General features: G+C 53.6%; 25 protein-coding genes and 1 pseudogene. 11 read left to right on the forward strand and 15 right to left on the reverse strand.

Going from position 1 to position 25,617, the window contains the following annotated elements; genetic code table 11:
• Positions 1 to 863: 863 nt before the first annotated feature.
• From V6940_RS22215 to V6940_RS22225, 3 genes are read left to right on the forward strand one after another with little or no spacing between them, the layout of a single operon-like run.
• Positions 864 to 1,943: a hypothetical protein gene (locus tag V6940_RS22215; RefSeq protein ID WP_333497353.1), complete on the forward strand. Its 1,080-nt coding sequence runs from the start codon at positions 864 to 866 to the stop codon at positions 1,941 to 1,943.
• Between the two features lie 23 nt (positions 1,944 to 1,966).
• Complete coding sequence (locus V6940_RS22220) at positions 1,967 to 3,040, forward strand: N-acetyltransferase (RefSeq protein ID WP_333497354.1); 1,074 nt, start codon at positions 1,967 to 1,969, stop codon at positions 3,038 to 3,040.
• Entirely contained in the window at positions 3,018 to 3,389 is a 372-nt protein-coding gene (locus V6940_RS22225) for an ASCH domain-containing protein (protein WP_333497355.1), read from the forward strand. The genes V6940_RS22220 and V6940_RS22225 overlap by 23 nt, the downstream gene beginning before the upstream one ends.
• A gap of 244 nt (positions 3,390 to 3,633) precedes the next feature.
• Here the strand turns inward: V6940_RS22225 and V6940_RS22230 are convergent, their stop codons facing one another.
• The gene (locus V6940_RS22230; protein ID WP_333497356.1) at positions 3,634 to 3,861 is read right to left on the reverse strand and encodes a SymE family type I addiction module toxin; all 228 of its coding nucleotides are present in this window, start codon (positions 3,859 to 3,861) and stop codon (positions 3,634 to 3,636) included.
• A 51-nt stretch (positions 3,862 to 3,912) separates the two neighbouring features.
• Positions 3,913 to 4,047: an ash family protein gene (locus V6940_RS22235; RefSeq protein ID WP_223883257.1), complete on the reverse strand. Its 135-nt coding sequence runs from the start codon at positions 4,045 to 4,047 to the stop codon at positions 3,913 to 3,915.
• A 234-nt stretch (positions 4,048 to 4,281) separates the two neighbouring features.
• Here V6940_RS22235 and V6940_RS22240 point away from each other — a divergent pair, with 234 nt between their 5' ends.
• Positions 4,282 to 4,785 carry a DUF523 domain-containing protein gene (locus V6940_RS22240; protein ID WP_333497357.1) on the forward strand — a complete coding sequence of 168 codons (504 nt, stop codon included), beginning with the start codon at positions 4,282 to 4,284 and terminating at the stop codon, positions 4,783 to 4,785.
• A 74-nt stretch (positions 4,786 to 4,859) separates the two neighbouring features.
• On the opposite strand, the gene V6940_RS22245 is transcribed toward V6940_RS22240, so the two are convergent.
• The 11 genes from V6940_RS22245 to V6940_RS22295 all read right to left on the reverse strand — a co-directional run bounded on the left by V6940_RS22245 (position 4,860) and on the right by V6940_RS22295 (position 15,967).
• Complete coding sequence (locus V6940_RS22245; RefSeq protein WP_333497358.1) at positions 4,860 to 5,489, reverse strand: DUF1109 domain-containing protein; 630 nt, start codon at positions 5,487 to 5,489, stop codon at positions 4,860 to 4,862.
• Entirely contained in the window at positions 5,476 to 6,033 is a 558-nt protein-coding gene (locus V6940_RS22250) for a sigma-70 family RNA polymerase sigma factor (RefSeq protein ID WP_333497359.1), read from the reverse strand. Before V6940_RS22250 ends, V6940_RS22245 begins: the two co-directional genes overlap by 14 nt.
• Before the next feature lie 20 nt (positions 6,034 to 6,053).
• The gene (locus V6940_RS22255; protein WP_333497360.1) at positions 6,054 to 7,286 is read right to left on the reverse strand and encodes a protein-disulfide reductase DsbD family protein; all 1,233 of its coding nucleotides are present in this window, start codon (positions 7,284 to 7,286) and stop codon (positions 6,054 to 6,056) included.
• A 20-nt stretch (positions 7,287 to 7,306) separates the two neighbouring features.
• Complete coding sequence (locus V6940_RS22260; RefSeq protein WP_333497361.1) at positions 7,307 to 7,858, reverse strand: peroxiredoxin; 552 nt, start codon at positions 7,856 to 7,858, stop codon at positions 7,307 to 7,309.
• 232 nt (positions 7,859 to 8,090) lie between these two features.
• The gene (locus tag V6940_RS22265; protein ID WP_333497362.1) at positions 8,091 to 8,852 is read right to left on the reverse strand and encodes a DUF3883 domain-containing protein; all 762 of its coding nucleotides are present in this window, start codon (positions 8,850 to 8,852) and stop codon (positions 8,091 to 8,093) included.
• A gap of 136 nt (positions 8,853 to 8,988) precedes the next feature.
• A complete protein-coding gene (locus V6940_RS22270; RefSeq protein WP_333497363.1) occupies positions 8,989 to 10,368 on the reverse strand; it encodes an amidohydrolase family protein in 1,380 nt (459 codons plus the stop codon).
• Positions 10,369 to 10,380: 12 nt separating this feature from the next.
• A complete protein-coding gene (locus V6940_RS22275; protein WP_333497364.1) occupies positions 10,381 to 11,328 on the reverse strand; it encodes a carbamate kinase family protein in 948 nt (315 codons plus the stop codon).
• Positions 11,329 to 11,503: 175 nt separating this feature from the next.
• Positions 11,504 to 12,922 carry a DUF1116 domain-containing protein gene (locus tag V6940_RS22280; RefSeq protein WP_333497365.1) on the reverse strand — a complete coding sequence of 473 codons (1,419 nt, stop codon included), beginning with the start codon at positions 12,920 to 12,922 and terminating at the stop codon, positions 11,504 to 11,506.
• Positions 12,922 to 14,469 (reverse strand): acyl-CoA synthetase FdrA, encoded by a 1,548-nt coding sequence (gene fdrA, locus V6940_RS22285; protein ID WP_333497366.1) that lies wholly within the window; start codon positions 14,467 to 14,469, stop codon positions 12,922 to 12,924. Before fdrA ends, V6940_RS22280 begins: the two co-directional genes overlap by 1 nt.
• On the reverse strand, positions 14,447 to 15,322 hold the full coding sequence (locus tag V6940_RS22290; protein ID WP_333497367.1) for a DUF2877 domain-containing protein: 876 nt from the start codon (positions 15,320 to 15,322) through the stop codon (positions 14,447 to 14,449). The genes fdrA and V6940_RS22290 overlap by 23 nt, the downstream gene beginning before the upstream one ends.
• Positions 15,323 to 15,361: 39 nt before the next feature.
• The gene (locus tag V6940_RS22295) at positions 15,362 to 15,967 is read right to left on the reverse strand and encodes an ankyrin repeat domain-containing protein (protein ID WP_035891897.1); all 606 of its coding nucleotides are present in this window, start codon (positions 15,965 to 15,967) and stop codon (positions 15,362 to 15,364) included.
• 243 nt (positions 15,968 to 16,210) lie between these two features.
• Between V6940_RS22295 and V6940_RS22300 the strand changes: the two genes are divergently transcribed.
• Together V6940_RS22300 and V6940_RS22305 are read left to right on the forward strand one after the other, a co-directional pair.
• Positions 16,211 to 16,705, forward strand: coding sequence for a DUF1097 domain-containing protein (locus V6940_RS22300; protein WP_333497368.1), 495 nt, complete (start codon positions 16,211 to 16,213; stop codon positions 16,703 to 16,705).
• Between the two features lie 106 nt (positions 16,706 to 16,811).
• Positions 16,812 to 17,744, forward strand: coding sequence for a LysR substrate-binding domain-containing protein (locus V6940_RS22305; RefSeq protein WP_333497369.1), 933 nt, complete (start codon positions 16,812 to 16,814; stop codon positions 17,742 to 17,744).
• Between the two features lie 26 nt (positions 17,745 to 17,770).
• Here V6940_RS22305 and V6940_RS22310 read toward each other — a convergent pair whose 3' ends face one another.
• Positions 17,771 to 19,189, reverse strand: a complete 1,419-nt coding sequence (locus tag V6940_RS22310; RefSeq protein ID WP_333497370.1) for a UDP-N-acetylmuramoyl-tripeptide--D-alanyl-D-alanine ligase — start codon at positions 19,187 to 19,189, stop codon at positions 17,771 to 17,773.
• Between the two features lie 176 nt (positions 19,190 to 19,365).
• On the opposite strand from V6940_RS22310, the pseudogene V6940_RS22315 reads away from it, so the two are divergent.
• The 4 genes and pseudogenes from V6940_RS22315 to V6940_RS22330 form a co-directional block, all read left to right on the forward strand.
• Positions 19,366 to 20,997: pseudogene (locus V6940_RS22315) on the forward strand (Mur ligase); the annotation flags it as partial.
• Between the two features lie 58 nt (positions 20,998 to 21,055).
• Positions 21,056 to 21,742: a cysteine protease LapG gene (lapG, locus tag V6940_RS22320; protein WP_333497371.1), complete on the forward strand. Its 687-nt coding sequence runs from the start codon at positions 21,056 to 21,058 to the stop codon at positions 21,740 to 21,742.
• A 9-nt stretch (positions 21,743 to 21,751) separates the two neighbouring features.
• A complete protein-coding gene (gene lapD / locus V6940_RS22325) occupies positions 21,752 to 23,692 on the forward strand; it encodes a cyclic di-GMP receptor LapD (RefSeq protein ID WP_333497372.1) in 1,941 nt (646 codons plus the stop codon).
• Between the two features lie 17 nt (positions 23,693 to 23,709).
• On the forward strand, positions 23,710 to 24,051 hold the full coding sequence (locus tag V6940_RS22330; RefSeq protein WP_333497373.1) for a tryptophan synthase subunit beta: 342 nt from the start codon (positions 23,710 to 23,712) through the stop codon (positions 24,049 to 24,051).
• A 200-nt stretch (positions 24,052 to 24,251) separates the two neighbouring features.
• On the opposite strand, the gene V6940_RS22335 is transcribed toward V6940_RS22330, so the two are convergent.
• A complete protein-coding gene (locus V6940_RS22335; protein ID WP_333497374.1) occupies positions 24,252 to 24,575 on the reverse strand; it encodes a hypothetical protein in 324 nt (107 codons plus the stop codon).
• On the opposite strand from V6940_RS22335, the gene V6940_RS22820 reads away from it, so the two are divergent.
• On the forward strand, positions 24,459 to 25,617 hold a 1,159-nt coding region (locus tag V6940_RS22820; RefSeq protein WP_442910838.1), incomplete at its 3' end, for a retention module-containing protein. The two genes, V6940_RS22335 and V6940_RS22820, sit on opposite strands and share 117 nt — an antisense overlap.

The following is a 25,617-nucleotide window of genomic DNA, read 5'->3' on the forward strand; positions in this document are numbered from 1 at the left end:
CTTTAAGTCATCTTAAATGACTCTGAGGTGTCTGTTAAACCCGTGGCGATTCACTCTCACCTAATGCAATATAGTTGAGAACTGGGATACGAAGATGGGCCATCTTAAACCAAGGCAATTTGATGGTAGGATTATGGTAGTTTCGAAACACCGTATTTAAGCATTGCTTACATCATATTGCAGCAAACTTAAACATTTTTCTCAAGGCAAACCAGTAAAAAACTGTTAGTGCTGATAGAGCATTTGGTCTTTTTTGAAGGGATTGAAAATCCCCGTGTCCTTGGTTCGATTCCGAGTCCGGGCACCACTTCTTCAGAAAACCCAGCCTATGGCTGGGTTTTTGCTTTCTAGTTCCAAATACTCTTCAAAACTTAAAAGTAACCAACTCAACCCAGCCACTCGCTTTAGATCGCTCCAGTTAAATTTTTCTCTAATTGCATAGTAAATGGCATAAAAAAACCAAAGCTAGCATGAGGCATTATCGCTGTCTTAACCATGAAACGGGCAGGCAGCCGCATCAGGAAGAATCCACCGATATAGCTGGAGCAATATCACTGTAAAATACAGTTACCAAAGAAAAGATCATTGCTCATACAGGTATGAATAATCCATACTATTCGTGTGGTCAGGAGTAAAGAGCGGCTATTTAACATTCATAAAGTGATTAGTGGCACATGGATGAGCAAAATTGGTGGAAAGGCGAGAATTTTTGTACTTTACTAGGTCAGTGAAGGCAAAGCCAGAGCTACTCGCCAATGCCATTCATTTAAATGTGTTGTAAATAAGGTTATCTCTATCACTTGATATCATTTATATGTACGAATCCATTTTAACTAAAGCAGTAAACGACAAAGGAAACCATCATGTCACGTAGTTTTGCTGTATGGGGGTGTAGAGATTATAGCAGTAGTTCTGGTTCAGCCTATAATTCAGATCACATTAACTTTATTAGCGAATTGCATATTAACTTTTGGAATTTAAGTGCTCACAAAGCTGGATATTTAGACTTTGGCATTACATTTAAAAAACCTGAAGACAATGCAGTTGCCAATCATGGGGCAATATGCATATTTTTACCATTTGAAAAAGAAAGCAATCTTTTCAGTGATCTTAGCGAGAATCTTGAATCAAGCCGAGATCTGGTAACCGCTGTTTTCAACGAATACTTAATTGACACTAAAACAGTTGATGGCAGACATTTAAAATTGGTTCTCGCTAATAAAGGCGAATTGGTCGTTAACACCAAATTGACATTTAGTGGTGGGGAACTCGATCACAGAGTAAAAGTTACTAAAATTCATAATGGTACATTGATTGTCTTTAAGCTTAAAGACTGCCTTTCTTCAGAAGAGACTTGCAGTCACTATTTAAGATTCCGCATTCAACTCAATAAAGAAGATATCAGCCTTCTAGTTAAAACATTCTATCCGAAAGATCTTTTTCTTAAGAGCAACATTGAACGTTCTGATATTATTGATTTTAGACTTAACGAGCAAAGAAATCTTCCTTCAGAAATAGCGACAACTATTGCCAGCGCTGCTTGCACACCATTAAAATGTCATATATTTATAATACGAGATATGATCGATGACTGCTCTGCATCGGGAGTACATTATAAAGGATCACGAATTTTAGAATCTGAAACATGGAAAAAATATTTTAATGGAAATATATCCTTTGGGTCTCATGATCCAATGATTTATCATTGGAAAATATCAAATGACATCAATTCAAGATTAAATGATTTTTCTGTCGTTGTGAAGTTTAAAAATACAAAATCAAAATTAAGCAAAATCTTTACCTATTTATTTTATGGCGCAGCGTTAACATTCGTTATGAAATTTATCCCGACCGAGAATTTAAATAAAAATTTATTTATTTTTGGATTGTTATTATTGATTACACTGTATATAATTGCTCACTTCATAAAGTTTAGAAAATAATTTTATGAAAAAAGGAGATTTAGATGGAAAATTTAAAACACATTAGCTTCAAAGACGTAAACTTTGATGATGGTTTTTTTGACTCACTAAAATCTGATTATAAAATTGGTTTTGTTGAGTGGTTTCATAAAAAATCACAAGATATAAAAGAAAAGGCATATGTGCTTTATAACGATGACAACTCAATCGATGGGTTCATGTATCTCAAAATTGAAGATGATGAAGTTAAGGATGTTGAGCCTTCATTACCTAATTTAAGACATCTTAAAATTGGAACATTTAAATTTAACACGAAAGGTACTTTAAGAGGCCAACGTTTTCTAAAAAAAATATTTGATCATGCGCTAAGTGAAAAAGTTGATGATATATATGTTACGGTTTTTGATAAGCATGACTATCTCATAAAATTATTCCTGAGTTATGGTTTTATACGATATGGAAAAAAGGAATCAGCTAATGGCGTTGAAAACGTTCTAGTGAGAGAGATGAGTACCGATGATCTTACTGGTGACCTTCTTGCTGATTACCCATTTATTAATAACAGACATAAAGAACAAAAATACCTACTTTCTATTTACCCCGATTTCCACACTAGACTCTTCCCAGACTCAAAACTTATAACAGAATCCCCTGATATTATCACTGATGTTTCTCATGCTAACAGCATAAGAAAAATATACATTTGTGCCATGCAGGATATAGCAAACATTAAGATGCATGATATACTTGTTATTTATCGCACATCAGATAAAAAAGGGCCCGCACATTATCGTTCTGTTGCAACATCACTATGCGTTGTAGAAGATGTTAGAGATATTTTTTCATTCCCAACAGAGCATGATTTTATTAAGTACTGCGCACGCTATAGTGTTTTCACAGAAACCGAATTAAGAAATTTTTATAAAACAAAGAAATACCCTTATATCATTAGTTTTACATATAATCTTGCTTTACCAAAAAGAATAACTCGTGCTAAACTGATTGAAGATGTTGGTTTAAATCCGCAATCGTATTGGGGTGTTTTAAAATTAACTGACAGAGCATTTGGCGACATTATTAAACTTGGTGCTGTAGATGAAAGTATTATTGTCAATTAAACCTGAGTTTGTTGAGAAGATCCTTAATGGAACAAAAAAATTTGAATTCAGAAAAGGTATATTCAAAAACCCAGATGTAAAATCTGTAGTTATTTATTCTACAATGCCTGTAGGAATGATTGTTGCCGAGTTCGATATTGCTGATGTCATCGAAGGTAAGCCTAGTAATGTCTGGAAAAAGACAAGTCGCTATGCAGGCATTAGTAAACAATTTTTCGATTCTTACTTTCAAAGCAAAAACAAAGCTTTTGCGATTCAGATTGGTGATTTGAAAGTCTACGAGCAACCTCGTTTACTTAGCTCTCTCGGTGAAAATATTACTGCGCCTCAGTCTTACAGATATTTATGATAGATTGAAAGCTTAATTCTGCATGTCAGAATTTTCATCCTTAAATTAAGGATGCACTCTAGGTTAGAGCGCATCCTTATAACATACAGAATATCATAAAAATAATAGTTTTATATGACTATAAAGTCTTCCGTTATTTTTATATCTTTTTCACATATTATGTAAATTCAAAATAACATTTATCTTTTTTTCTACTTTATATTTATTTCGTAGCCGTCTTCACCATCCCCAGCTGATCTATCAACTACCGAGCTTTATCCGTCTCCGGTATCAAAACAATGCAGTTCCCCGCAATCTTCACCGTGACACTCGTCCCGGTCTCAAACCCAACCTCCCGCAACCACTTCCCACTTAAATTCAGCGCGGGCGTGCTGGTATCGCCCCGGTTGGGTACGTAGCTCACGGTGTAATGACGTTCAGTTTTCGCCGGTTTTTTAGATTTAGCTTGAGTCTGGGTAGGGATCGTTGCCATATGGGCATCCTCCTGTAACGGGTTAAACGTCCGCCGCAGGAGAGGTCAATCTCACGGGTGGCGGAACCAGACGGGGTTGACCTTACCGGCGTTACAGGGAACCGGCGCGTCTTGCGACGCCCCCGCCTGGCCCACCATTGAGGTGTAGCCGTGCGTACGACATATTTTACGACGTTGGCATGTCATATGTCGCCCGTAACATTCTATCAGAGAGGTCAATCCCGACACCTGATTTTGCAGGTGCGTGTAGAAAATACCTCTATCGTTAACGCGCCGCAATCCGCCCCCGGACTTACTGAAAATGAGATAGTTATTCTGGAATCCTCCTCGCAAAACCCTCTGCAACTCCACCCGTTTTCCGTTACCCTATAACCGCAGGCATCGCGACAACCGCCTTGCCACGCATCCTCAAGGTTCTCCATGACCGTCAAACACAAAATCCTCCTCAGCGCCTGCCTCGCCGGGCATCCCGTGCGCTACAACGGCACCGATAAATCCTGTACCGCAAACCTGCTGCAACAGTGGCGCGATGAAGGTCGTCTGGTCACCCATTGCCCGGAGCTGGCGGCGGGCCTTGAGACGCCGCGTCTGTCGGCGGAGATGGTTAACGGTCAGGGTCTCGAGGTGTTGAGCGGGCGGGCGCAGGTAGTGGAAAGCGACGGGCGCGATGTGACTCAGCCGTACGTGCTGGCGGCGTGGCTGGCGTTAAAAGCCGCGCAGAGTCACGGCTGTCGGTTTGCGATTCTGACCGACGGTAGCCCAACCTGTGGCAGCCAGAACGTGTATGACGGGGCGTTTAGCGGAGTGAAGGTGCCGGGCGAAGGGGTCGCGGCGGCGCTGTTGCGCCAGCATGGGATTGAGGTGTTTAGCGAGTTTCAGTTGGCGGCGTTGAAGCGGCGGTTGGATGAGGTTGAAGGGGGTTAGATCGAGCCGCCCCGGCGTCGGCGCGTTGCGCCTCGGCCGGGCTACGAGCCGGAGGTAGGCCGCCGCAGCGCTCATCACCCAATCCTCACCCACCGCCACCCGGCCACCATCATCACCAGCACAATCGTTACCCCCGCCGCCATATGCAGCAGGAAATCCAGCGGATGCACCTCCACCGGGTGGCAAAACGACAGCATCGTCAGCGCCATACAGGCAATTCCCGCCCCTGACGTCGCCAGCGTGCGTAGCGGGTACAGCGCCCGGGTGCGGCGCAGGTAGCCCATCATAATAACCATCATCGGCGTGCTCACCGCCATCATAAACGCGTAGCAGTTCACCTCGTCGGGATGACTTTCCGGCGCGTGTGCCGTGCCGAGGCTGAAGATAACGCCACCCAGCCAGAGCGCAATCAATGGTGCAAACCAGCGCCAGCCCAGCGGTTTTCGTCCGGCGATGCTCAGCAGAAAGGCGTTGCGTATTGCCAGTATGCCCATCACAAAAGCTACGGTCAGTTGCAGCGCCGCCAGCAGCGCGCCGGACTGCGTCCAGTCTGTTGCCACCCGATGAAACACCTGGCTGCTGAGCCAGCCGCACGGCAGCGCCATCAGTAGCCAGGCGGCAACCCGCCAGTTGCTGGCCCAGGGGCGGCGTATCGGCCCGGCGTCACGGCTTAGCTGGGCAATAAGAAGATCATGATCGGTCATGGTTCGCTCCCATCCGGCGAAGGTTGGTTAGTGCTCTGTGTAATAACGATTTCACCGCCGAAACGCTTAAATTATGGCGGGCAGCGGCCTCGGCGAGGCTCATCTCCTGCAGGTGGATATGCTCCACAATTTGCCGCTGGCGCGAGGGAAGCTGGTCGAGGATCAGCGCCAGCGTTTCTTCTCGTTCATCCTCTTCCGGGATGTGTTCAGCAGCAGGCTCAACGGCCTCTTCCTCCCCGGCTTCACGCAGCCAGTGGCGGCCACGTTTACGCAGTGCATCAACAGTGCGGGCCTGGGTGATAGCCATCAGCCAGGGTAAAAACGGACAGGCGGGATCGTAGGTGTGGCGCACCCGATGGACAGCCAGCAGAACATCCTGGATAACGTCGTCAACCAGCACGCTGTCGGCAATCTGCTTGCGGACTATCGCCCGAATCACCGGCACAATGGCCCGCAGCAGTTGGGTATAAGCATCGCGATCCCCCGCCTGCGCGCTTGCCATCAGCGCAGGCCATGCTTCACGCGGCGCTAAACCGTTATCCATATTCCGCCATGCCCGTTACCTCATGCTTTTTTACCGGATGCCTGATTCAGGGCGTCGACCACAATCGTCGGGGTCAGCACCTGCGGCAGCACTTTCGGTGCGCTGCCGTCCGCCGGATAGACCACGTAGAGCGGCAAACCACCCTGCCCGAACGCGGTCATCGCGTCATCAATATCGGCGTTAAATTTGGTGGAGTCCGCCACCATGTAGATGGTGTTCGTGCTCGCCAGCGCCTGCTTCACCACCGTCGTGGAGAGCGACGTGCGTTCGTTCACCTGACAGGTAATGCACCAGGATGCGGTGAAATCGACAAAGATAGCTTTGCCATGCCCGCGCATCTCCTCCACCGTCTGCGGCGACCACTTCACGTGGGTAATGTTTTCTACACGCGCGAGTTCCGGCTGCGACGGCTGGACGTGCATCACGCCCGGCAGCGGGCTGACCGCAGCGATAAACAGCACCACCGTCACCGCCAGCAGCGCTTTATAGGATTGGCCGATATAGCGTCGGCGCTGGGCCATGCCGTACAGCCACGCGGCAAAGCTCACCACCACCGCACAAATCAGCATCGCTAACAGCGCGGTCGTCCCCGCCTGCTGCGTCAGCACCCACACCAGCCAGGCAAACGCTCCGAGCATCGGGAACGCCAGGCCGCGCTTAAGGATATCCATCCATGCGCCCGGTCGCGGCAGACGTTTAGCGATGGCCGGGAACAGCGAGACCAGGGTAAACGGCGCGGCAAAGCCTATCGCCAGTGACAGGAAAATCGCCAGTGAAGCTACTGGCGGCTGCACCAGCGCATAGCCCACCGCGCCCGCCATAAAGGGTGCCGAGCAGGGTGTTGCCACCACAATCGCCAGCGCGCCGGTTAGCGCCGAGCGCACAAAAGCCCCGCTGCCTACCGAAATCTCCCCGGCTCGCTGCAACGACAGGCCCACTTCAAACACGCCGAGCAGGTTCAGCGCCGCGCCCAGAATAATCAGCGCCAGTACGGCAATCACCATCGGCGACTGAAGCTGGAACCCCCAGCCGACGGCGGTGCCACCGGCGCGTAGCGCCAGCAGTATGCCCGCCAGCACCAGCATGGTAAAAATCACGCCGAGCAAAAAGCCCAACCCTTCGGTGCGCGCGCTTTTGGCATCGCCCTCATGGCGCAGAATACCCAGCGCCTTCAGTGAAATGACCGGGAACACGCAGGGCATCAGGTTGAGGATAATGCCGCCCACAAAGGCGGCCAGAATGGCAGTTAACATAGCGTACCCCGGCGGCTAAATTACGAGTGCGATTGCGCGTACAGCTTCACGGCATCCATCGCTTTCTGGATGTGCTGATCAGGGTTGCGGTCGGTGTAGCTCATCAGGATTTTGCCGTCCGGGGCGATCACAAACGAGGTACGGTCAGACAGCGTTTTGCCGTTCATCTGCATCAGCGTCTGGTATTGCGCCGCCACTTTCGCGCCTGGGTCTGCTGCCACGGCAAATTTATCCCGGCACTCCAGCTTCGAGAACTCATCCACCTGGTCGACGTTCCCGGCGGTCACGCCCACCACGGTTGCGCCGAGTTTTTTGAAATCATCGGTAGCTTCAGCAAAGGCGTGCGCCTCGAGGGTACAGCCTTTGGTGAACGCGGCCGGGAAGAAATAGAGCACCACCGGCCCTTTCTGCAACGCCTGTTGCAGGGAGAAAGTCAGCGGCTTACCGCCGAGCGCACCTTGCAGGCTAAAGTCCGGGGCTTTTGCGCCTGGTTCGAGGGCGGCGTTCGCATTCACGGCGAAGAGAGAAAGGCTGAGTACGGCGGCGGCTGATAAGGCTTTCAAACGATTCATGGTCGACTCCATCAGGGGGATAAAGGTGCTCTGTACATAATAGTTCGCACGCTAAGGCCTGAAGGTTTCGGTCGGGGTAAAAAATTATCAGAATCATATGGGGGTGTTAGTTTAATAACAGAAAGCACGGGGTAGGTTTGGTATAGCGAAGGTGCAGTAGAAGACGTGGATATCGGGTAGTCGAAATGGAAGGCCGATAAGAATAATGCTCATCGGCAGCATAAAAAAGACGTTATTTCAGACAACATTCCCAAGCAAGAGGATCTGCAGTAAAAGCCTCCCACATCTGTGCTGGAGCATATTGATGTAACTTCGGCATCACACGCGCCTGGCACACAACAAACAGTCGCCAATCAGCGTTATTTTCGCTACATTTTCTTTCATTACGCGTTAAAAAGAATCGCGGTTGCGACGCATCCGTTCCTTTAACCTCAACCAGCAACCGATGGCTATCTTTCAAAGCCAGTAGATCATAGCCAACATTATCGCCCTGGACATCTTCCACCCGATAACCTTGCGCTTCAAGATGATGGATAACAAAGTCCACAGCCGCTATCTCAATCGCCTTGCGGGTTGTCGCATCAGCCGGAATCGGATCACAATCTTCCATAACGGCAGGCATCCCCACGCTTTCCAGAAGCAGCACTCCGGCAACGGTATTTACCGGACGAGTGTTGCAATAACCAGGAACTAACAGCGGGTCAGTGATGTGTTCCCGGACTTTAAAAAGCCCTGCGAACTGCCATTGTTTCACCTTCTGCTTAATATATACAGGTACCGCAATTTGTGACTGAGCATAAAGCGAAGCAAGTTGAATTCGTCGCGGAGTGGTGCCGTATAACACCACATCAGGCGCCTGCGGATTAAGATCGTAATTTAACGCTAACCCTTTAACTTCATTATTTTTAGTTCGAATGAAACTATCGCCACCCGCCGTAATTTTCTTGAGTTCTTCGGTCGTGACGATATGCGGCCAGATGGTCCGATTATTCAACGCACTCTCCTTGATCAACTGTCATAAAATAACCCAATAAACTGATTATCGGCATCCTTGCGGTAAAGATAAACAGTAATTACTGCCTAAAAAAATCCCACCATGAAGCGGGATTGATCGTCAATATTTGGCGCGATTACGCCACGCTTCCCCACACCAACCGCCCCTTATGGAACGTTGCGGCACGCGGAGAGATCCGCGCCACGGCTTCCGCCGAGCACGAGGCGTCCAGCAGCACAAAGCTGGCATCATCCTGCGCCTTCGGCCACACGCGCTCACCCTTGTCGTTCAGTGGCAGCACGTCGCCGGTGGCAAGGAACAGTGAGCGGGAGAGGTTCTGCTCGTTCGGGCGGATATAGAGCTGGGCGTAAAGGTTGGCTTTTTCAAACATATCGCCCAGGCCGTACGGCGACCAGTGGTCAATCACGCTGTCGGTGCCGGTCATCAGCGTCACGCCTTTGTCGCGCAGCTGTTTCAGCGGCATGTGCAGCGTGCCGATAGGCACCGTTGAAGCGATGGAGATCTGCTGCGCGGCCATGCGGGTGGCAATCTCATCCACCTGCCCTTCGTTCATGGTTGCCAGCGCGAAGGCGTGGCTGATGGTCAGCCTGCCCTTCAGCTCCGGCGTTTTCTCCACGGTTTCCACCATATATTTCACCGCCGCCACGCCCGCCGGGCTGGTTTCGTGCAGGTGAATATCCACTCCTTTGTGGTAGTCGATAGCAATCTGGAACATGGTGTCGAGGGACTTCTCCATCGCGCCGTCGACGTTGGTCGGATCCAGCCCGCCGACGTAGTGCGCCCCGGCCTGCATCGCTTCGCGCATCAACGGTTCCGATTTCGATAACAGCAGGCCGTGCTGCGGGAAGGCGACGATTTCGCAGTCGAAACCGGCTTTGCGCCGCGCCAGCACCGCCTGTAAATTTTCAAGGTTTTTCAGCCCGGAAACCGGCTCGATATTGCAGTGGCTGCGGGCAATGGTGGTGCCTTTTGATTGCAGCAGGTCAATCAGCTTTTCGGCGCGCTCCTGGGTGTAGGGCTGGAGTTCAGGCAGCAGCTTTTGCTCCAGCGTGATCATGTCCTGAATCGTGGTGCCCGCCGGGCGATTGAGCGAGCGCCACGGGCCGCCGTAGAAGGTTTTGTCGAGGTGGATATGCATGTCGCGGGTGGTCGGCAGCATCAGCATGCCACCCCCGTCGTAGTGCGGTAACGTGGCGTCCGGGTGGCTTTTGTTATCACGTAGAGCCACGATTTTGCCGTCCTGAATTTCCACGGTCTGATGCGCGGTGCGGGTATGCACGACGACCGCGCCCTCGTACTCAAAGCCCGTTTCAAGCAGCACGTTATCCAGATAGTAATGGTGGTCGGTAATGTTCATGGTTCCCTTCGTCTCGCAGACGGCAGCGCCGGAAGTGGCCGCATAGGCCATCGGCGCGGTTGCGCCAAACAGCGCGGCGGCGGTGACCATTTTGCCGCTGTTTCTTAAAAACTCACGGCGACTGTTATTCTCTTTCATCGTCGTTCCTTATCAATGGACGATATGGGTGCCCGTTTCGCCGCGCAGGGCGGCAGGCAGACATTCCGGCGTGGTGATAATCACCCGTTTACCGCCGTGTTGTAAAAATTGCAGGCTGGCGACAATCTTCGGCAGCATGCTACCCGCCGGGAAGTGGCCTTCGTGCAGGTAGCGGGTCATGGTGGCGATATCCACCTGCCCCAGCGCCTGCTGTTCCGGTTTGCCAAAGTGAATGCAGACTTTCTCTACGCCGGTGGTGATCACCAGAATATCGGCGGCGATCTCACGCGCCAGTAAGGCGGTGGAGAGATCTTTGTCGATCACCGCATCAACGCTGTGATAATCGCCCTCTTCCCCCAGCACCACCGGAATGCCGCCGCCGCCCGCGCCAATCACCAGGAAGCCTTTCTGCGCCAGCGCCTGAATAGCTTCAGACTCGACGATGCGTTTCGGCTCCGGTGAGGCCACCACGCGGCGATAGCCGCGCCCGGAATCCTCGACGAATCGCCAGGTTGGGTTGGCTTTTAACAGTTCGTCACGCTGCTCGGCGCTGAAGAACGCGCCGATAGGTTTGGTCGGGTTGGCGAAGCCGGGGTCGTTTTTATCGACCTCCACCTGGGTTACCACCGTCACCGCTTTTTGTTCGCCGCGTTTCGCCAACCGGTTGTTTAGCGCCTGCTGAATAAGGTAGCCGATACCGCCCTGGGTGTCGGCAACACAGTTGGCAAGCGGGGTCAGCGGCAGCCCTTCGCGTTCATGGGCAATCTCCGCACGACGTAGATCCAGCCCCACCTGCGGGCCGTTGCCGTGGGTCAGGACGATGTTGTAATCCGATGCCAGCATCTCCAGCACCGTGTCCGCGACCGCTTTCACCGCCTCTGCCTGATGTTCAATCGACTGGCTGGCGTTGTCTTTGATTATGCTGTTGCCGCCAATGGCAACGACCACAAGTTCTTTCATCGTGTAGGTTCCAGTGCAGAAGGTGATGTGATTATTGTTGTTGGGTTTACTCCCTCTCCCTTTAAAAGGGAGAGGGTTGGGGTGAGGGTTGGTGCGCTGAACGGCAGCCTGGGCCTCCGTGCCCGTTGTTCCCCTCACCCTAGCCCTCTCCCCGAAGGGGAGAGGGGACCGTCCGTTATCCGTTGTAACGTTCGCACCAGCTCAAAATGGCTTTCTCGAAGCAGGCGAACGGCGGGTGCACGATCCCGGCGCCAATCATGCCAATACCCGCATCTTTATGGGCAATGGCGGTGTTGATCACCGGCAAAATGCCGCTGCTGCCAACGCGGGTGATATCGATAGCCGTTGGCACGCCCATAAAGCCGAGCAGCGGAATGGTGACGTTCGGGTTCTCGCCGAGGGTGATTTCGCGCATCTGGCGGGAGAAGTCGATAGCCTCTTCCACCGTGCCGCCCACCAGCGCCACAATCGCCGGGGCCGTGGCCATCGCAAAGCCGCCGATGCCGTAGGTTTCGGTGATCGCGCTGTCGCCGATATCCAGCCCTGAGTCTTCCGGCTTGTAACCCGCAAACATCGGGCCGATAACCTGCTGTGCCGGGCCGGTAAACCATTGCCCCGGCAGGCCGCTGACCCGCAGGCCGAACTCGACGCCGTTACGCGCCATGGTGGTGACCACGGTGCTGTATTCAATGCCGTGCGCAGCGTCCATCGCCGCTTTACACATCGCCATCCACGTCGGGCCGGAGAAGTAGTCACTGCTGGCGACAAACTCGAACACTTCACGCTGCTGCTCAACGGAGTAACCCGCCTGAATAATCCCCGGCGTCAGCGCCTGAATCAGCAGCGTGGTGCCCGCGTTGTTGCGGTTGTGGCACTCGTCGCCCATGTGCAGCGCCTGCGCCAGCATTAAGCGCAGGTCGATTTCGCCAATAATCTTCATTGCATCGCGCAGCATCGGGCCCTGCACGTCGCGCATCCAGTTCAGACGGTCGATCACGCTCTGGTCGTTGGCACCCATGCGCAGGATCTTCGCCATCTGCTCGCTCATGTTGGTATAAGCGATGTTGCCGTAGGTTTTGTTCTCGACGATGTGCATAAACATTGAGGCCGAGGTCACCCCCGCCATCGAACCGACGCAGTCGTGCTCGTGGCACGGCGAGAAGGTGATTTCACCAGAAGCCGCGAGCACCGCCGCTTCATCGATATCCTTCGCCAGCCCTTCAAACACCAACGCCCCGGTGACCGCACCTTTCATCGCACCGCACATTTTCTCCCAGGTGACCGGCGGACCCGCGTGGAGGATGGTTTTCGGCGTCATGCCCGGCACCACGTTAATCGCCTGGTCAAAGCCAATCAGCACCGGATGAGACTGAATAATGCGCTCCAGCGCCTGCTGGTTGGCGGCGGCAATTTTCTCCGCCAGCGGGGAATCAGCGATGCTGTCCAGCGCCTTCACCACCTGCATATTGCCCTGCCCCGGCGGCGTCCAGTCGAGCTGGGTGACGGTAACGTGCTGCTTTTTCAGGTCATCGCTGAACATGGCGATACCGACGTTAATGACGTTCAGCGGTTGGGTAAACAGTGACTGGCTCATCAGGCTTCCTCCCCTTTGCAGATAAATTCACGCGCCAGCAAACCGGTATTGGTGCTGCTGCTGGCGAGGACAACGCCCGCGTCGGTCAGCATATGGCGCTGTTTTTCCAGCGACGGCGTATCGAGATCGGTACCCAGTACATAGGCGAGGATCACCAGCTCACGGCCATCGGCGGCGGCGATCGATTTCGCCTCCTTGATCGCCTCGATCGTTGAACCGACTGGATCTTCATGCGATCCAAAGCCCAGCACGAAGTCCATGACGATCACGCCCACCTGCGGATCGCGCGCTTCCTGAATCAGGCGGCTGATGCGGTTGGTTGGGTCGATCATCGGGTGCGGCTTACCGTTGGTGAAGTCGTCATCGCCGAAGTCGAGGAAGGTGTGCTTCACGCTGTGGTTGATGTCCGCCAAGCGGAAGGCCGGGTCAGGCTGAATGTTGCTGTAGACGTCGCCGTGCTTTTCCATCACCGCGAACATGGTTTCGTCGCACAGCGTGCCGCCGCAGAACAGGCCGCGAATGTACTTCTGCTGCGGGGTCAGGCGTGAGCGCACATCAGCAATCAGCGCGTCGTTCAGCGGATGCAGGTCTAACGACTCTTGCTTCACGCCGCTCAGCAGCACCGCTTTCAGCGCCGCCTCTTTGGTGCCGCGAGCGAACTGTAAGCCCTGCTCGTCAGCCGGTGGCTCGGCGCGGCCGAGGAAACAGACCACGACCGGTTTACGGCAGGCGCGAGCACGTTCCAGCACTTTTCGCGCCACGGCCGGAGCCGGCGGCTTAGAGACCAGCGCGATAATTTCGGTTTCCGGGTCGTTTTCCAGCATGCCGATGGCGTCGAGCATCATCAGCCCGCCAATCTTCTCGCTGAGGTCACGCCCACCGGTGCCGATCAGCTGCGAAATACCGCCGCCAAAGTCATGAATACGAACGCTCAACTCCTGGCTGCCGGTACCGGACGCGCCAACAATGCCGATGTTGCCGCGGCGTACCGCGTTGCCAAAGCACAGCGCTGCGCCGTTGATAATCGCGGTGCCGCAGTCCGGCCCCATCATCAGCAGCCCTTTTTCGTGCGCCAGCTGTTTCAGCGCCAGTTCGTCTTCAATGGTGACGTTGTCGGAGAACAGCATCACGTTGAGGTCGTTTTGCAGCGCCTGGCGCGCTTCGCGGGCGGCAAACAGACCGTTGACCGAAATCACCGCCAGGTTGCTGTCCGCCACGTGCTTTTTGGCGCTGGCAAGCGTGGCGTAGCGCGCTTCGTGCGAGCCGCTTTCCGCTTTTTTGCTGAACAACTCTTCAATGGCCGCCAGCGTCTGCTCGTTGTCTGCGCCGTCTTTGCCGTTGATGACGATCATCAGGTCGCCGTTTTTCGCTTCATCCAGCTCGGTGGTTAACAGCCCGAGATTTTTCAGCACGCCTTTGTTCATCTCGGTGGCCATGGCCACGAACGCCTGCTCAATGCCGTCGAGCTTATTGGCACGCGTGGAAATCGACATCAGCGAGACCGAATCAAAATACGTATTCTTCTTAATCACTATTTTGACTGACATAACTCCCTCCATAGGCTTGGCTCAGCGCGCAGGCATCCGCCATGCCATAAAGCATGTCGCAGCCGGAACTGGAGCCAATATTTTTAATACTGGCGATAGTCTGGGTAGAAATATGATGAGGTTTATTAATCATGCTGTTAATAAACCCGAAAATCGTTTCGCGATAGCGCTGAGAAAAAGCTGCTTCCAGCGTAATGGCACTTAATAAGGTGGTATTGCCACGCGCCACCGCGAGCGCGGAATAAAATGCATCACGATATTTATTCGCCGGGTGACCGTCGATAAATAAAACAGTGCTTAACCCCACTAAATAATCATCCGCCGACGGCGTCAGGCCAATACCTAGCCCCACCATATTGGCGACTGCCGACGTTATTTCCCGGCCCTGTAATAACGCATTAAATAATGTCTTTCGTCGCTGCTGTAATGCCCCGGAGATAGCCTGATAAAACGGGTTATCGCCGTGCCACAGAAACAGCGTCTGGTTATCCTGTAATTGTTGATGAATCTCGTCGTGCCACCGCAGCCAGGGAATCTGGTGGAATCGTTCGGCGTTAAGCTGCGGCATCATTGGCTGCCAGCGCTGGCAAGAGGCGGTGTCCAGCCATTTATCCTCGCCAACCGTTATCCCTGTTGGGTGAAACTGAACCGTCTCACCGGGCCGGAACAGGCCATCAAAGTGAGCAAGTGCTAACCTACAGCTGTTCGGGGCATTGTCGTACGCGTCGCACAAGAGCGTCAGCAACCGCTGCTGCGCCGGGAGATAAAGGTTTACCGCCCGGGAAAAGACCTGTTCGACCCGACCTGAACCACGCTCCGAAAGAAAGTGCTCGTCCGCAGTTAGCGCTTGCACACACCGCCGTACTGGGGTGTCGATAGCGCGTCTCCTCTGTTACGCTCCGGCGGCAATCAGCAGCTGGGCGATCTCTTCGTAACCCTTCTCCCGCGCCAGTTCCAGCGGAGTTTTACCGTATTTGTCAGTCATGTGCGGGCTGGCACCGTGCTCCAGCAACAGGCCGACAATCGTCTGCTGAGTTTCACCGCCGTCGTTGAGCACGATGGCCTCCAGCAGCGGCGTCCAGCCGACAAAGTTGGTGTGGTTGACGTTGATGTGGGTGCGATGCAATAGCTCTTTGACGATTTCAAGGTGCCCTTTTTCGCAGGCAGGCGTTAACCCCACACCGCCAAAACGGGTTAAGCGATTTAAATCCGGACGGGCCGGTAATAATAAACGCAGCAGCGTTAAATCATTATTCAGGCAGCTAATTAAAAAAGGGTTTAAGCAGGTCTGGTCTTGTTTATTAATATCCGCACCGGCATCCAGCAAAGCCACCACGCAATCATATTTTTTATTCAGGCTTGCCAGCGTAATGGCGGTTTGCCCCTGACGATTACAGGCATTAATATCGACGCCCTGATGCAGGCAGGATTTTAATTTCGTCAGTTCGCCTTGTTGCGCAGCCAATAGATAGTCAGCAATCAGATTGTTGTTGGTCATGTCAAATCCCCTGATTTTTTGTGGCTGTTTTCGATGAAATGAGAATAGCAACGAAATAACCGGAAAAGAACCCGCTTAAATTTTATTCGCCATAACCTGCTTGATTAGTGAATTTAATTTAATAATCGATACAGACTGTGCGGTAGTGCACCGTTTATTTGTTTGTCGCTATGCCCCTTAACTCAATCGGGTTTTCTTTCTATATAGTTTCAGTGCGTAACCACTAGATGAGAGGAAACAACGATGAACGGACTCACCGCTACGGGCATTACCGTTGGAGTGTGTGCAGGTCTCTGGCAGATGGTGTCCTCGCAGGTTGGGCTGGCCCCAGGCTGGGAATTATTAGGTACGATTGGCTTTGTGGCGTTCTGCAGTTTCTATGCGGCAGGCGGCGGCAAGGCGGGATTTGTGAAGAGTCTTTTTGTCAATTACTCCGGCGCCGTCTGGGCGTTTCTGGCCGCCGCAGCCTCCGGCTGGCTGGCGTCAGTGAGCGGCCTGTCGCCCTTCTGGGCAGGCGTGGTCATGACGGTGCCGTTCTCCGCCGTGGTGGTCTGGCAGGGGCGATTCTGGCTCACCTCGTTTATCCCCGGCGGCTTTCTCGGCATGACGCTGTTTTTCGCCACCGGGATGAACTGGTGGGTCACCTTGTTGGGCTTTTTTGCAGGAAACTGCGTCGGGATCATCTCGGAATATACCGGGCGCAAACTGAGCGAAGCGACCTCGAAAGAGGCCGCGTAAGCGGGTTTTAAAAGTTATTCAAAAATAGTTGCCCAACAATAACTTCAACCAATACATTCATCTCATTAAAGAGGCCCGATAAATAGCTGAACCGAGGAGCAGGTGAATGAACTCAATTTTTACGGAAGAAAATCTGCTGGCGTTCACTACCGCCGCGCGGTTTGGCAGCTTCAGTAAGGCGGCGGAGGAGCTGGGCCTCACCACCTCCGCCATCAGCTATACCATCAAGCGCATGGAGACGGGCCTCGACGTGGTGCTGTTTACCCGCAGCACCCGCAGCATTGAGCTGACCGAGTCCGGGCGCTATTTCTTTCGTAAAGCCAGTGACCTGCTCAATGACTTTCACGCCATCAAGCGCAGCATCGACACCATTTCCCAGGGCATTGAAGCGCGGGTACGTATCTGTATCAACCAGCTACTCTACACGCCAAAGCACACCGCCAGGCTGCTGCAGGTGCTGAAAAAACAGTTCCCCACCTGCCAGATAACCGTCACCACCGAGGTCTACAACGGCGTCTGGGATTCGATTATCAATAATCAGGCCAGCATCGCCATCGGCGCGCCGGATACCCTGCTCGACGGCGGCGGTATTGATTACACCGAGATTGGCGCCATCCGCTGGGCCTTTGCCATCGCCCCGTCCCACCCGCTGGCGTTTATGCCGGAACCCATTGCCGAAAGCCAGCTGCGCCTCTATCCCAACATCATGGTGGAGGACACCGCGCACACCATTAATAAAAAGGTTGGCTGGCTGCTGCACGGGCAGGAATCCATTCTGGTGCCAGACTTCAACACCAAATGCGAGTGCCAGATCCTCGGCGAAGGGATTGGTTTTTTGCCAGACTACATGGTGCGCGACGCAGAAGCACAGTCGCTGCTGGTCACCCGAAAAATCAACAACCCACGTCAGGACTCCCGCATGCTACTGGCGACCCAGCACTCGGCCAACGGCCAGGTAACGCAGTGGATCAAACGGGAGTTTGGCCCTCAGGGAGTGTTAACCGGGGTCTATGCGGATTTACTGCATCGGGAAGGATAGCCGCTCTGCCTGCACAAGCGCGGGGTCTAGCGAGCGGCCAACAGCTTCAGCCAGCTCACTAATTTCCATACCTGCGCGGAATGCGAGCCTTTGAATAAAACAATGTCGCTATCCTGAACATCCTTAAGGTAAACTTTTTTAAATGCATCAACGTCATCCAGCAATATATATCGCTTATTTTCAGCCATCATGCTGACATAAGATTGATATGTGTTGCCAATCAGGTAAATCGCATCAATCTGGCTGTGGTTAATATGCGCAATCAACGCGCGATAATACTGCTGGTGTTCATCACCTAACTCGGCCATTTCGCCCAGCACCAGCACTTTTCTCCCCGGCAGGATGGACTCACTCAGCTGTGCGACCGCCATCATCATGGAACCAGGGTTAGCGTTATAAGCATCATCAATAACCGTTAGCGGATGGGTCGCCACGGTCAGATGATTGACTTCACCTCTGCCCGGCAGCGCCTGGAAACAGGTCAACTTCGGCAGCGCAGCCTCGGGGGAAAAGCCTAGCGAAGAGACGACAGCAAGCGTGGCGACGCTATTGAGCGCCATATGCAGGCCTTCCGCCTGCATCGTATAGCCGAAGCGCTGGCCAAAAATCTCTGCCGTCACGCTGCGAGTAACCGGGTCATAGGCTATCAGACGGCCGTCGCACTCTTCCTGCTGGCCATAGGTCACGACTCGCAAATCCTGCTTCACCGCAGCCGCATAAATACAGTCCCACTCCTGCATCTCGCGATTTAGCACCGCAATATCGCCGGGCTTCATGCCGAGGAAAATCATGGCTTTAGTGCGCGCAATATCATGCAAAGACTGGTTCTCCTTCAGATGAACCGCCTGAATATTGGTCACCACCGCCACGGTCGGCCGCACCATGCGCGCGCTGATATCCATGCGGCCAATCGCCATTTCCAGAACCACCTGCGGCGTATTCCAGGGCATAGAGGCGATATTCCACGCGATGCCGCGCGGCAGATTCGCATTTTGCATGCTGCCAAGAGACGGCCCCCACTCGGCAAGCGCAGCGGTAAGCATGGCGACACAGGTTGTTTTTCCCGCGCTCCCCGTCACACCAATCACGTTACCCTGCATCCGATCGCGGGCATATCGCCCCATACTCAGCAGCGCGTCATTGCGGTCGTCAACCAGATACACCGGTACATTGCTGCCGGCTGCCAGTTGGGCATTATCGATAATAAGAGCGGCTGGCGGATATGGCAGCTTATCGAGTCGCTCAGCGATGATGCCGCCAACCTCGTTTTCCGCACGCACGCAGACCATATTGCCCGGTTGCATAGCCGGCGCAAAAATCGATACCCCCGTAGCCCGCCATCCTTCAGGCGGAGGAGTGAGCCAACGGCCCGGCGCGGCTTGCATCAGGGATTCAGCGGTCCAGCAAGCGTCGTCTAAAAGTCCTTTTTCATTTTGCTGATCCATTCTTTCTCCAGGAAAACGCGGTGCTATTCGCCATCAAATGATTTGAGCCCAATAGGGTTATTTTCTATTTTCAGGGCAATATAGTAAAAATGTAGAATACATAAATCGCAATACGTAATGTTATTTTGATACGATTCATCTCAGACAAGGGCGTAATTACATGACAAGGAGCTTAAATGTCGCTAAGCCGTTTACTCACGCATGTACGCCCTGAACTCGACGCGTTTCATACCGTCGCGCAACCATCCCCCTTTCCAGGCTACATCCTCTTTCTCAGCGCCAGCAATGGCGAGGAACGTGCCTATACCGCCTATGCCTGCGGTCATTCGCTGGATGAAGCCTGGCTGCGCGCGGTAGACAATTTACAGCGCTGGGAGAGCGAGCAGTCGCGGCCATTGATCTGGCTGCGTGCCGATCTGGTCAATAAAATTCAGACTCTGCGCTGGGATGAACTGCAGGACAAGTTCAGTAAGACCAAACGTAACTACTTCCGTTTTGGCCTGAGCTTCACACCTGATTTTACACAGCCCATTCTGGAGCAGGAAATTAACGCCAACGCGCTGCTGTATCACGGCAGCGAGGGGGTAGCAACGCCCAATGCAGCCAATCTGGCGCACTACGCACGCTGGCGTTTCGGTAACGCGCTGCGCTGGCCGGATAAACCGGAACAGCTTATCTGGCGCTTCAACACCCGCAGCCTGTTCTGCGAGGGCGAGAAGGTCTACCCTATCGAATCCAATGGCCGCAACGCGGGCTATCGCCAACTGTCGCACTGGCAGGAAGAGGCGCTGGAGCCGATGATTTTCTCCGCCACCGACTATCTGGCACGCCAGGTAAAAAAATCGGGCCGCTATCATTACGGTTGGTTCCCCTGCTTTGACCGCGCGATCCCAACCTATAACGCCCTGCGCCATGCCAGCTCAACCTATGCGCTGCTCGAAGGCTGGGAGGTGACGCAGGATAAAACCCAGTTTGCAGCCATTGAGCGCGCGCTGCATGACCTGTCGACCGAGCTTATTGCCACCCGCACGCTCCCGGACGGCAGCGAAGCTGACTTCCTGATCGATACGGGCGGCGAGATTAAACTGGGCGGTAACGCAGTCTGCATTCTGGCGATGGTCAAGTACACCGAACTGACCGGCGATGAGCGCTACCTCCTGCAGATGCAGCGTCTGGCTAACGGTATCGGTTTTATGCAAAAACCGGATACCGGCGGTTTTAACCACGTTTTGCACGCCGCCGATCTGTCGCTGAAGGCCGAACACCGCATCATCTATTACGATGGCGAGGCCACTTTTGCGCTGATGCGTCTGTATGGCCTGACAAAAGCGCCCCGCTGGCTGGCTATCGTTGAGCGCGCGATGGATCACTTTATCGAGCAGAAACACTGGCAGGCCCACGACCACTGGCTAAGCTACTGTGTAAACGAGCTCACGCTGTATCGCCCGCTTGCGCGCTACTATCAGTTCGGCCTGGACAACGTTCGGGATTACCTGGATTTCGTCCTTCAGCGAGTCACCACCTACCCCACGCTGCTGGAGTTGATGATGGCAGCCTCGCATATGCTGGCGCGCCTGGCCGAGTCCGAGCACCGGCAACTGCTCGAGGGCTTCGATATGGAGAAATTTAATCTGGCGCTGGAGACGCGAGCGCGCTACCTCGCGAACGGCTTTTTCTGGCCTGAACTGGCCATGTTCTTCAAAAACCCATCCCGTATTGTGGGGAGCTTTTTTATTCGTCACCACAGCTTCCGGGTACGTATCGACGACGTAGAGCACTACCTCTCTGGCTACGTTGCTTACCGCAAACGCTGGCGCCGCCAGCATGGCATTAAGGCGTAATTTCGTGATACCGAGCGTCCCTTAAATGAGGCTCCCTGACGTATTCTACTGGAAGCGATGGCTATCGTTATGCCTGACGCTGCTTCTGTTTGTGCCGCTACAAATTGGTGCGGGCTGGGATTTTAATACCATTAATTCCCGAACCCGGCAGCTTTACGGCCCGGCGACGCCGGCCGCGCAGCGTAATATCGACGCCTGGGAAATGTTATTGAAGCAGCCGCCTGCCGGCGATATTCATACCACCCTGAACCGCGTAAACCAGTTTTTTAATTCGCGGATCCGCTTTGTTGATGATATGACGGTATGGGGCCAGGAAGATTATTGGGCGACGCCGGTAGAAGCCCTGCGTAAAGGCGCGGGAGATTGTGAAGACTACGCGCTGGCGAAATATTTCACCCTGCGCGAATTAGGCGTTCCTGCCAGTCAATTAAGAATTACCTATGTTAAAGCATTACAATTAAATCAGGCACATATGGTCGTCACCTGGTATTCGAGCCCGGAAGCAATTCCACTGGTTCTCGATAACCTCAAACCCGCCATATTGCCGGCCTCCGCCCGTAGCGACCTGCTCCCCGTCTATTCATTTAACGGCGAGGGTTTGTGGATACCACAGGCAAGCGGCAGCAAGCGCGTCGGCGACAGTACAAGACTCTCTCGTTGGCAGGATCTTCTCACCAGGATGCGTGCAGAAGGGTTTGTAATTAATGAATAGGAAGCGGTCATGTCCCTCTATAAACAGCTACTGATTGGCATCTGCCTGTTTACGTTGACGATTTTTTGCGGCAACTTTTTTGCCACGCTGGAAAGTTCGCGTGAACAGTACCACAACCAGCTAAGCGCGCATGCTCAGGATGCCGCCACGGCGCTGGGTCTCTCGCTGACCGCGCATATTGACGACCCGGTGATGACGGAACTGATGGTGAACTCGATTTTTGATAGCGGCTACTTCTATCGCATTCAGGTCGTGGATATCAAAACCGGCAAGCCGATTATTGAACGCCAGAACGTCCCACCTAGCGCCAATGTCCCAGGTTGGTTTGTGCGTATGGTGCATCTGAATCCAGGCCAGGGCGAAGCCGTGGTCATGCGCGGCTGGACACAGGCCGCACGCGTTGAGGTTATCAGTCACCCCATGTTTGCCCTCGCGCGCCTGTGGGGCACGCTGGTTGCGAGCTTCCTGTGGCTGACAGGCTGTAGCGTGCTGTGCATTCTCGGTGCGATGTTCCTGCTGCGTAACCGTCTGCGTCCGCTGAACTACATCGTCGAGCAGGCGATGGCCATCAGTCGTCGCGAATTCCTGAGCCTGCCTGCGCTGCCCAAAACGCCGGAACTGCGCCGAGTGGTTGAAGCCACGAACATGATGGTCACCCAGCTCAAAGCCCTGTTCAGCGAGCAAGCGCAACGTACCGAAGCCTTGCGTCAGGAAGCCTACAACGACAGCCTGACCGGCCTGAACAACCGCCGGTCATTTGATATTAAATTCCAGACGCGCCTGAGCGATGAAGAAAGTGCCGACGGCAACCTGATAGTGCTGCGCGTTCAGGACCTGATGGGCCTGAACCAGCGCCTCGGCGGAGCCAATACCGATAAACTGCTGCAGGCCGTCGCCGGGATCCTCGACGCTCTCCAGCAGCGCTTTTTCCACAGCGAAGGCTTTGTCGCCCGCGTGCGCGGTGGTGAGTTCGCTCTTATCACCGCACCGGTTCTGCCCAAAGAGATGGACAGCTTCGCCAGCTCACTCAATACCCAGCTGAAGGCGCTGTATGAAACCGGGCTGAGTGACGTCAACCCGGTTGCCCACTTCGCCGCGGTAGCTTTCCACTACGGTGATTCCCCGCAAATGCTGCTGCGCCAGGCGGATCAGATTCTGGTCGCTGCGGAAGCGGATATGCGCACCTTTGTCGACCCAGACCTCGCGGCCCAGCAAGAGCCGGATGAAGATCACCACGACTGGCACAAGCGCCTGAGCGCGATTCTGGATAAAGAGGCTTTCGAGCTTTATTCACAGCCGGTATTCCAGTGCAACAACCAACACGTTGTTCTGCATAGAAAAATACTTGCGCGCATCAAAGATGAAGAGGGTGAAATTATTCCAGCGGGTCGCTTTATTCCCTGGGTGCGTCGCCTGGCTCTGGGCCGTCGAATGGACGTCGTGATGCTCAAACAGACCCTGCGCGCGATGGAAAACAGTACCGATGCGTTCGCCCTCAGCATCAGCGGGGAGAGCGTGGCAGACGATGCCAGTCTGAACGCCCTGCTCCAGCCGTTGAAAACCGCACGTCATCTGGCGCCAAGGCTTACGCTGGAGCTGGATGAAAACGAACTGCCTGAGCCAGAGCGCGTCAGCATTCTGGTGAAAAAGTTGCAGGATCTCGGCTGTGGTCTGGGCATCCAGCACTTTGGCGGTCGCTTCCACCTGATTGGCAACCTGCCGCAATGGGGGCTTGCCTGGATCAAAGTTGATGGTGGCTACATCCATCACATCAACGAAGAAGAAGATAAAAAACTGTTTATCGAGGCCATTTACTGGGCGACACGGCAGATCAATCTGCCGCTCATCGCCGAACGTGTTGAAACGGAAGGTGAGCTGGCGGTGCTGGAGAAAATCGGCCTGTACGGCGCAATGGGCCGCTACTTTAGCGATGCCAGCACATTACATTAACTCTCAGGAGAGAAGCCATGCACTTTATTGAACGTGATGGTGAAGGACGGATCGTTCGGGTTGAGACCGTTGCCTTCGCCGGAATGACCGAACAGAGCGAAGCGGCCACCGAGGAAATCAGCGAATGGCTTAAAGTAGAAAGCATTCGTGCGGCAACAATACAGCAGTTGCAGCAGAGTGACCTCAACATGATCCGCGTGCTGGAAGACCTTATCGAAGTGTTGATGAGCAAGGGAATCATCAGCATTACCGACCTCCCTCCTGCCGCGCAAAGCAAACTGCTTAACCGTGCCCAGGCACGTCAAACGCTGAGCGGACTGGAAGGACTCATCGGCGATGACGATGAAAGACTGATTTAACGTTCGCTTATCACCACTATTTCAGGCACATGATTTTGTGCCTGAAATATAATTAGCCTTGAAACCATCATAAAACCCTGCCTATACCTACCAATTCTTTACAAGACATTTCCATTGAAACAACATTAAAATCAAAGAATATTCTTTCTACCAACTTTATTCTCAAATAAGAATAACGCGTACCATTCGTAATACTGTTATTACGATGATGAAAAATAAGAAATATTAATTATATAAGCCAAACGGCCTGGTCCGTAAAGGCGAGCAGTCTTTGTATTCAACCAATATTTGCGTGGTACAGGAATTACCCGTAGAAATGAAGGAGAGCGCGGATGAACGGTATAGCCGGAACCATCAAAACAATCATTGGTCAGGTTTTTGCTATTTCGCCAGATGGCAGCAGGCGACTGCTGACTGAAGGCGACCGAATCCTGACTGGCGAACAGATAGAAACTGGCGCAGCCGGTGCCGTTACCATTGCTCTCCCAAATGGAAAAAGCCTGGATCTCGGCCGCGACAGTCACTGGGACAGTGCGCAGAATGCCTTACTTTCCCCAGAGACGGGCGATCAAACAGACATCGCCGCCATACAGCAAGCCATTGCTGACGGTCAGGACCCCACGCAAATACTTGAAGCGACCGCCGCTGGCCCGCAGTCCCCTTCCGGCAGCGGTGAACCCGGCGCCGGTGGCGCGCACACGCACGTCATCCTCGATCTGACCGGTGAAAGAGTCGACCCCACAGCCGGATACCCAACTGAAGGTATCGACTTCCCCCATACGCCAATAGAAGAAGAACTCACGGTTCTTGATCGGTCTGATGCAGTAGGCGGGGACACAGATTCTGATGCGGATGCTGATGCGGATGCTGATGCAGATGCCGACGCAGATGCGGATGCGGACGCTGATGCAGATGCGGATGCCGACGCGGATGCAGACGCCGATGCAGATGCAGACGCTGATGCGGATGCTGATGCCGACGCTGATGCGGATGCTGATGCCGACGCTGATGCGGATGCCGATGCCGATGCGGATGCCGATGCCGATGCGGATGCCGATGCCGATGCCGACGCGGATGCCGATGCCGATGCCGATGCCGACGCCGATGCGGACGCAGATGCCGATGCCGATGCGGACGCTGATGCCGATGCGGACGCTGATGCCGATGCGGACGCCGATGCCGACGCAGATGCCGACGCAGACGCTGATGCCGATGCGGACGCTGATGCCGATGCGGACGCAGACGCTGATGCTGATGCCGATGCGGACGCTGATGCTGATGCCGATGCCGATGCGGATGCCGATGCGGACGCCGATGCGGATGCAGATGCCGATGCGGATGCAGATGCCGACGCCGATGCGGATGCGGACGCGGATGCGGATGCGGATGCCGATGCAGACGCAGATGCCGACGCAGACGCGGATGCGGATGCGGATGCCGATGCAGACGCAGATGCCGACGCAGACGCGGATGCGGATGCGGATGCCGATGCAGACGCAGATGCCGACGCAGACGCGGATGCGGATGCGGAGGCCGATGCAGACGCAGATGCCGACGCAGACGCGG

It is taken from the genome of Kluyvera sp. CHPC 1.251 (assembly GCF_036759945.1).
In the GTDB taxonomy this organism is placed as follows: domain Bacteria; phylum Pseudomonadota; class Gammaproteobacteria; order Enterobacterales; family Enterobacteriaceae; genus Kluyvera; species Kluyvera sichuanensis.

Excerpts from the sequence above, each read along its gene's own strand:
- V6940_RS22305 (WP_333497369.1), top strand. The coding sequence starts at position 16,812 with ATGAACTCAATTTTTACGGAAGAAAATCTGCTGGCGTTCACTACCGCC.
- V6940_RS22245 (WP_333497358.1), bottom strand. The coding sequence starts at position 5,489 with ATGACCGATCATGATCTTCTTATTGCCCAGCTAAGCCGTGACGCCGGG.
- lapD (WP_333497372.1), top strand. The coding sequence starts at position 21,752 with ATGTCCCTCTATAAACAGCTACTGATTGGCATCTGCCTGTTTACGTTG.
- V6940_RS22255 (WP_333497360.1), bottom strand. The coding sequence starts at position 7,286 with ATGTTAACTGCCATTCTGGCCGCCTTTGTGGGCGGCATTATCCTCAAC.
- V6940_RS22250 (WP_333497359.1), bottom strand. The coding sequence starts at position 6,033 with ATGGATAACGGTTTAGCGCCGCGTGAAGCATGGCCTGCGCTGATGGCA.
- V6940_RS22310 (WP_333497370.1), bottom strand. The coding sequence starts at position 19,189 with ATGGATCAGCAAAATGAAAAAGGACTTTTAGACGACGCTTGCTGGACC.
- V6940_RS22270 (WP_333497363.1), bottom strand. The coding sequence starts at position 10,368 with ATGAAAGAGAATAACAGTCGCCGTGAGTTTTTAAGAAACAGCGGCAAA.
- V6940_RS22280 (WP_333497365.1), bottom strand. The coding sequence starts at position 12,922 with ATGAGCCAGTCACTGTTTACCCAACCGCTGAACGTCATTAACGTCGGT.
- lapG (WP_333497371.1), top strand. The coding sequence starts at position 21,056 with ATGAGGCTCCCTGACGTATTCTACTGGAAGCGATGGCTATCGTTATGC.
- V6940_RS22215 (WP_333497353.1), top strand. The coding sequence starts at position 864 with ATGTCACGTAGTTTTGCTGTATGGGGGTGTAGAGATTATAGCAGTAGT.
- V6940_RS22220 (WP_333497354.1), top strand. The coding sequence starts at position 1,967 with ATGGAAAATTTAAAACACATTAGCTTCAAAGACGTAAACTTTGATGAT.
- V6940_RS22235 (WP_223883257.1), bottom strand. The coding sequence starts at position 4,047 with ATGACATGCCAACGTCGTAAAATATGTCGTACGCACGGCTACACCTCA.
- V6940_RS22330 (WP_333497373.1), top strand. The coding sequence starts at position 23,710 with ATGCACTTTATTGAACGTGATGGTGAAGGACGGATCGTTCGGGTTGAG.
- V6940_RS22230 (WP_333497356.1), bottom strand. The coding sequence starts at position 3,861 with ATGGCAACGATCCCTACCCAGACTCAAGCTAAATCTAAAAAACCGGCG.
- V6940_RS22260 (WP_333497361.1), bottom strand. The coding sequence starts at position 7,858 with ATGAATCGTTTGAAAGCCTTATCAGCCGCCGCCGTACTCAGCCTTTCT.
- V6940_RS22275 (WP_333497364.1), bottom strand. The coding sequence starts at position 11,328 with ATGAAAGAACTTGTGGTCGTTGCCATTGGCGGCAACAGCATAATCAAA.
- V6940_RS22300 (WP_333497368.1), top strand. The coding sequence starts at position 16,211 with ATGAACGGACTCACCGCTACGGGCATTACCGTTGGAGTGTGTGCAGGT.
- V6940_RS22240 (WP_333497357.1), top strand. The coding sequence starts at position 4,282 with ATGACCGTCAAACACAAAATCCTCCTCAGCGCCTGCCTCGCCGGGCAT.
- V6940_RS22295 (WP_035891897.1), bottom strand. The coding sequence starts at position 15,967 with ATGACCAACAACAATCTGATTGCTGACTATCTATTGGCTGCGCAACAA.
- fdrA (WP_333497366.1), bottom strand. The coding sequence starts at position 14,469 with ATGTCAGTCAAAATAGTGATTAAGAAGAATACGTATTTTGATTCGGTC.
- V6940_RS22225 (WP_333497355.1), top strand. The coding sequence starts at position 3,018 with ATGAAAGTATTATTGTCAATTAAACCTGAGTTTGTTGAGAAGATCCTT.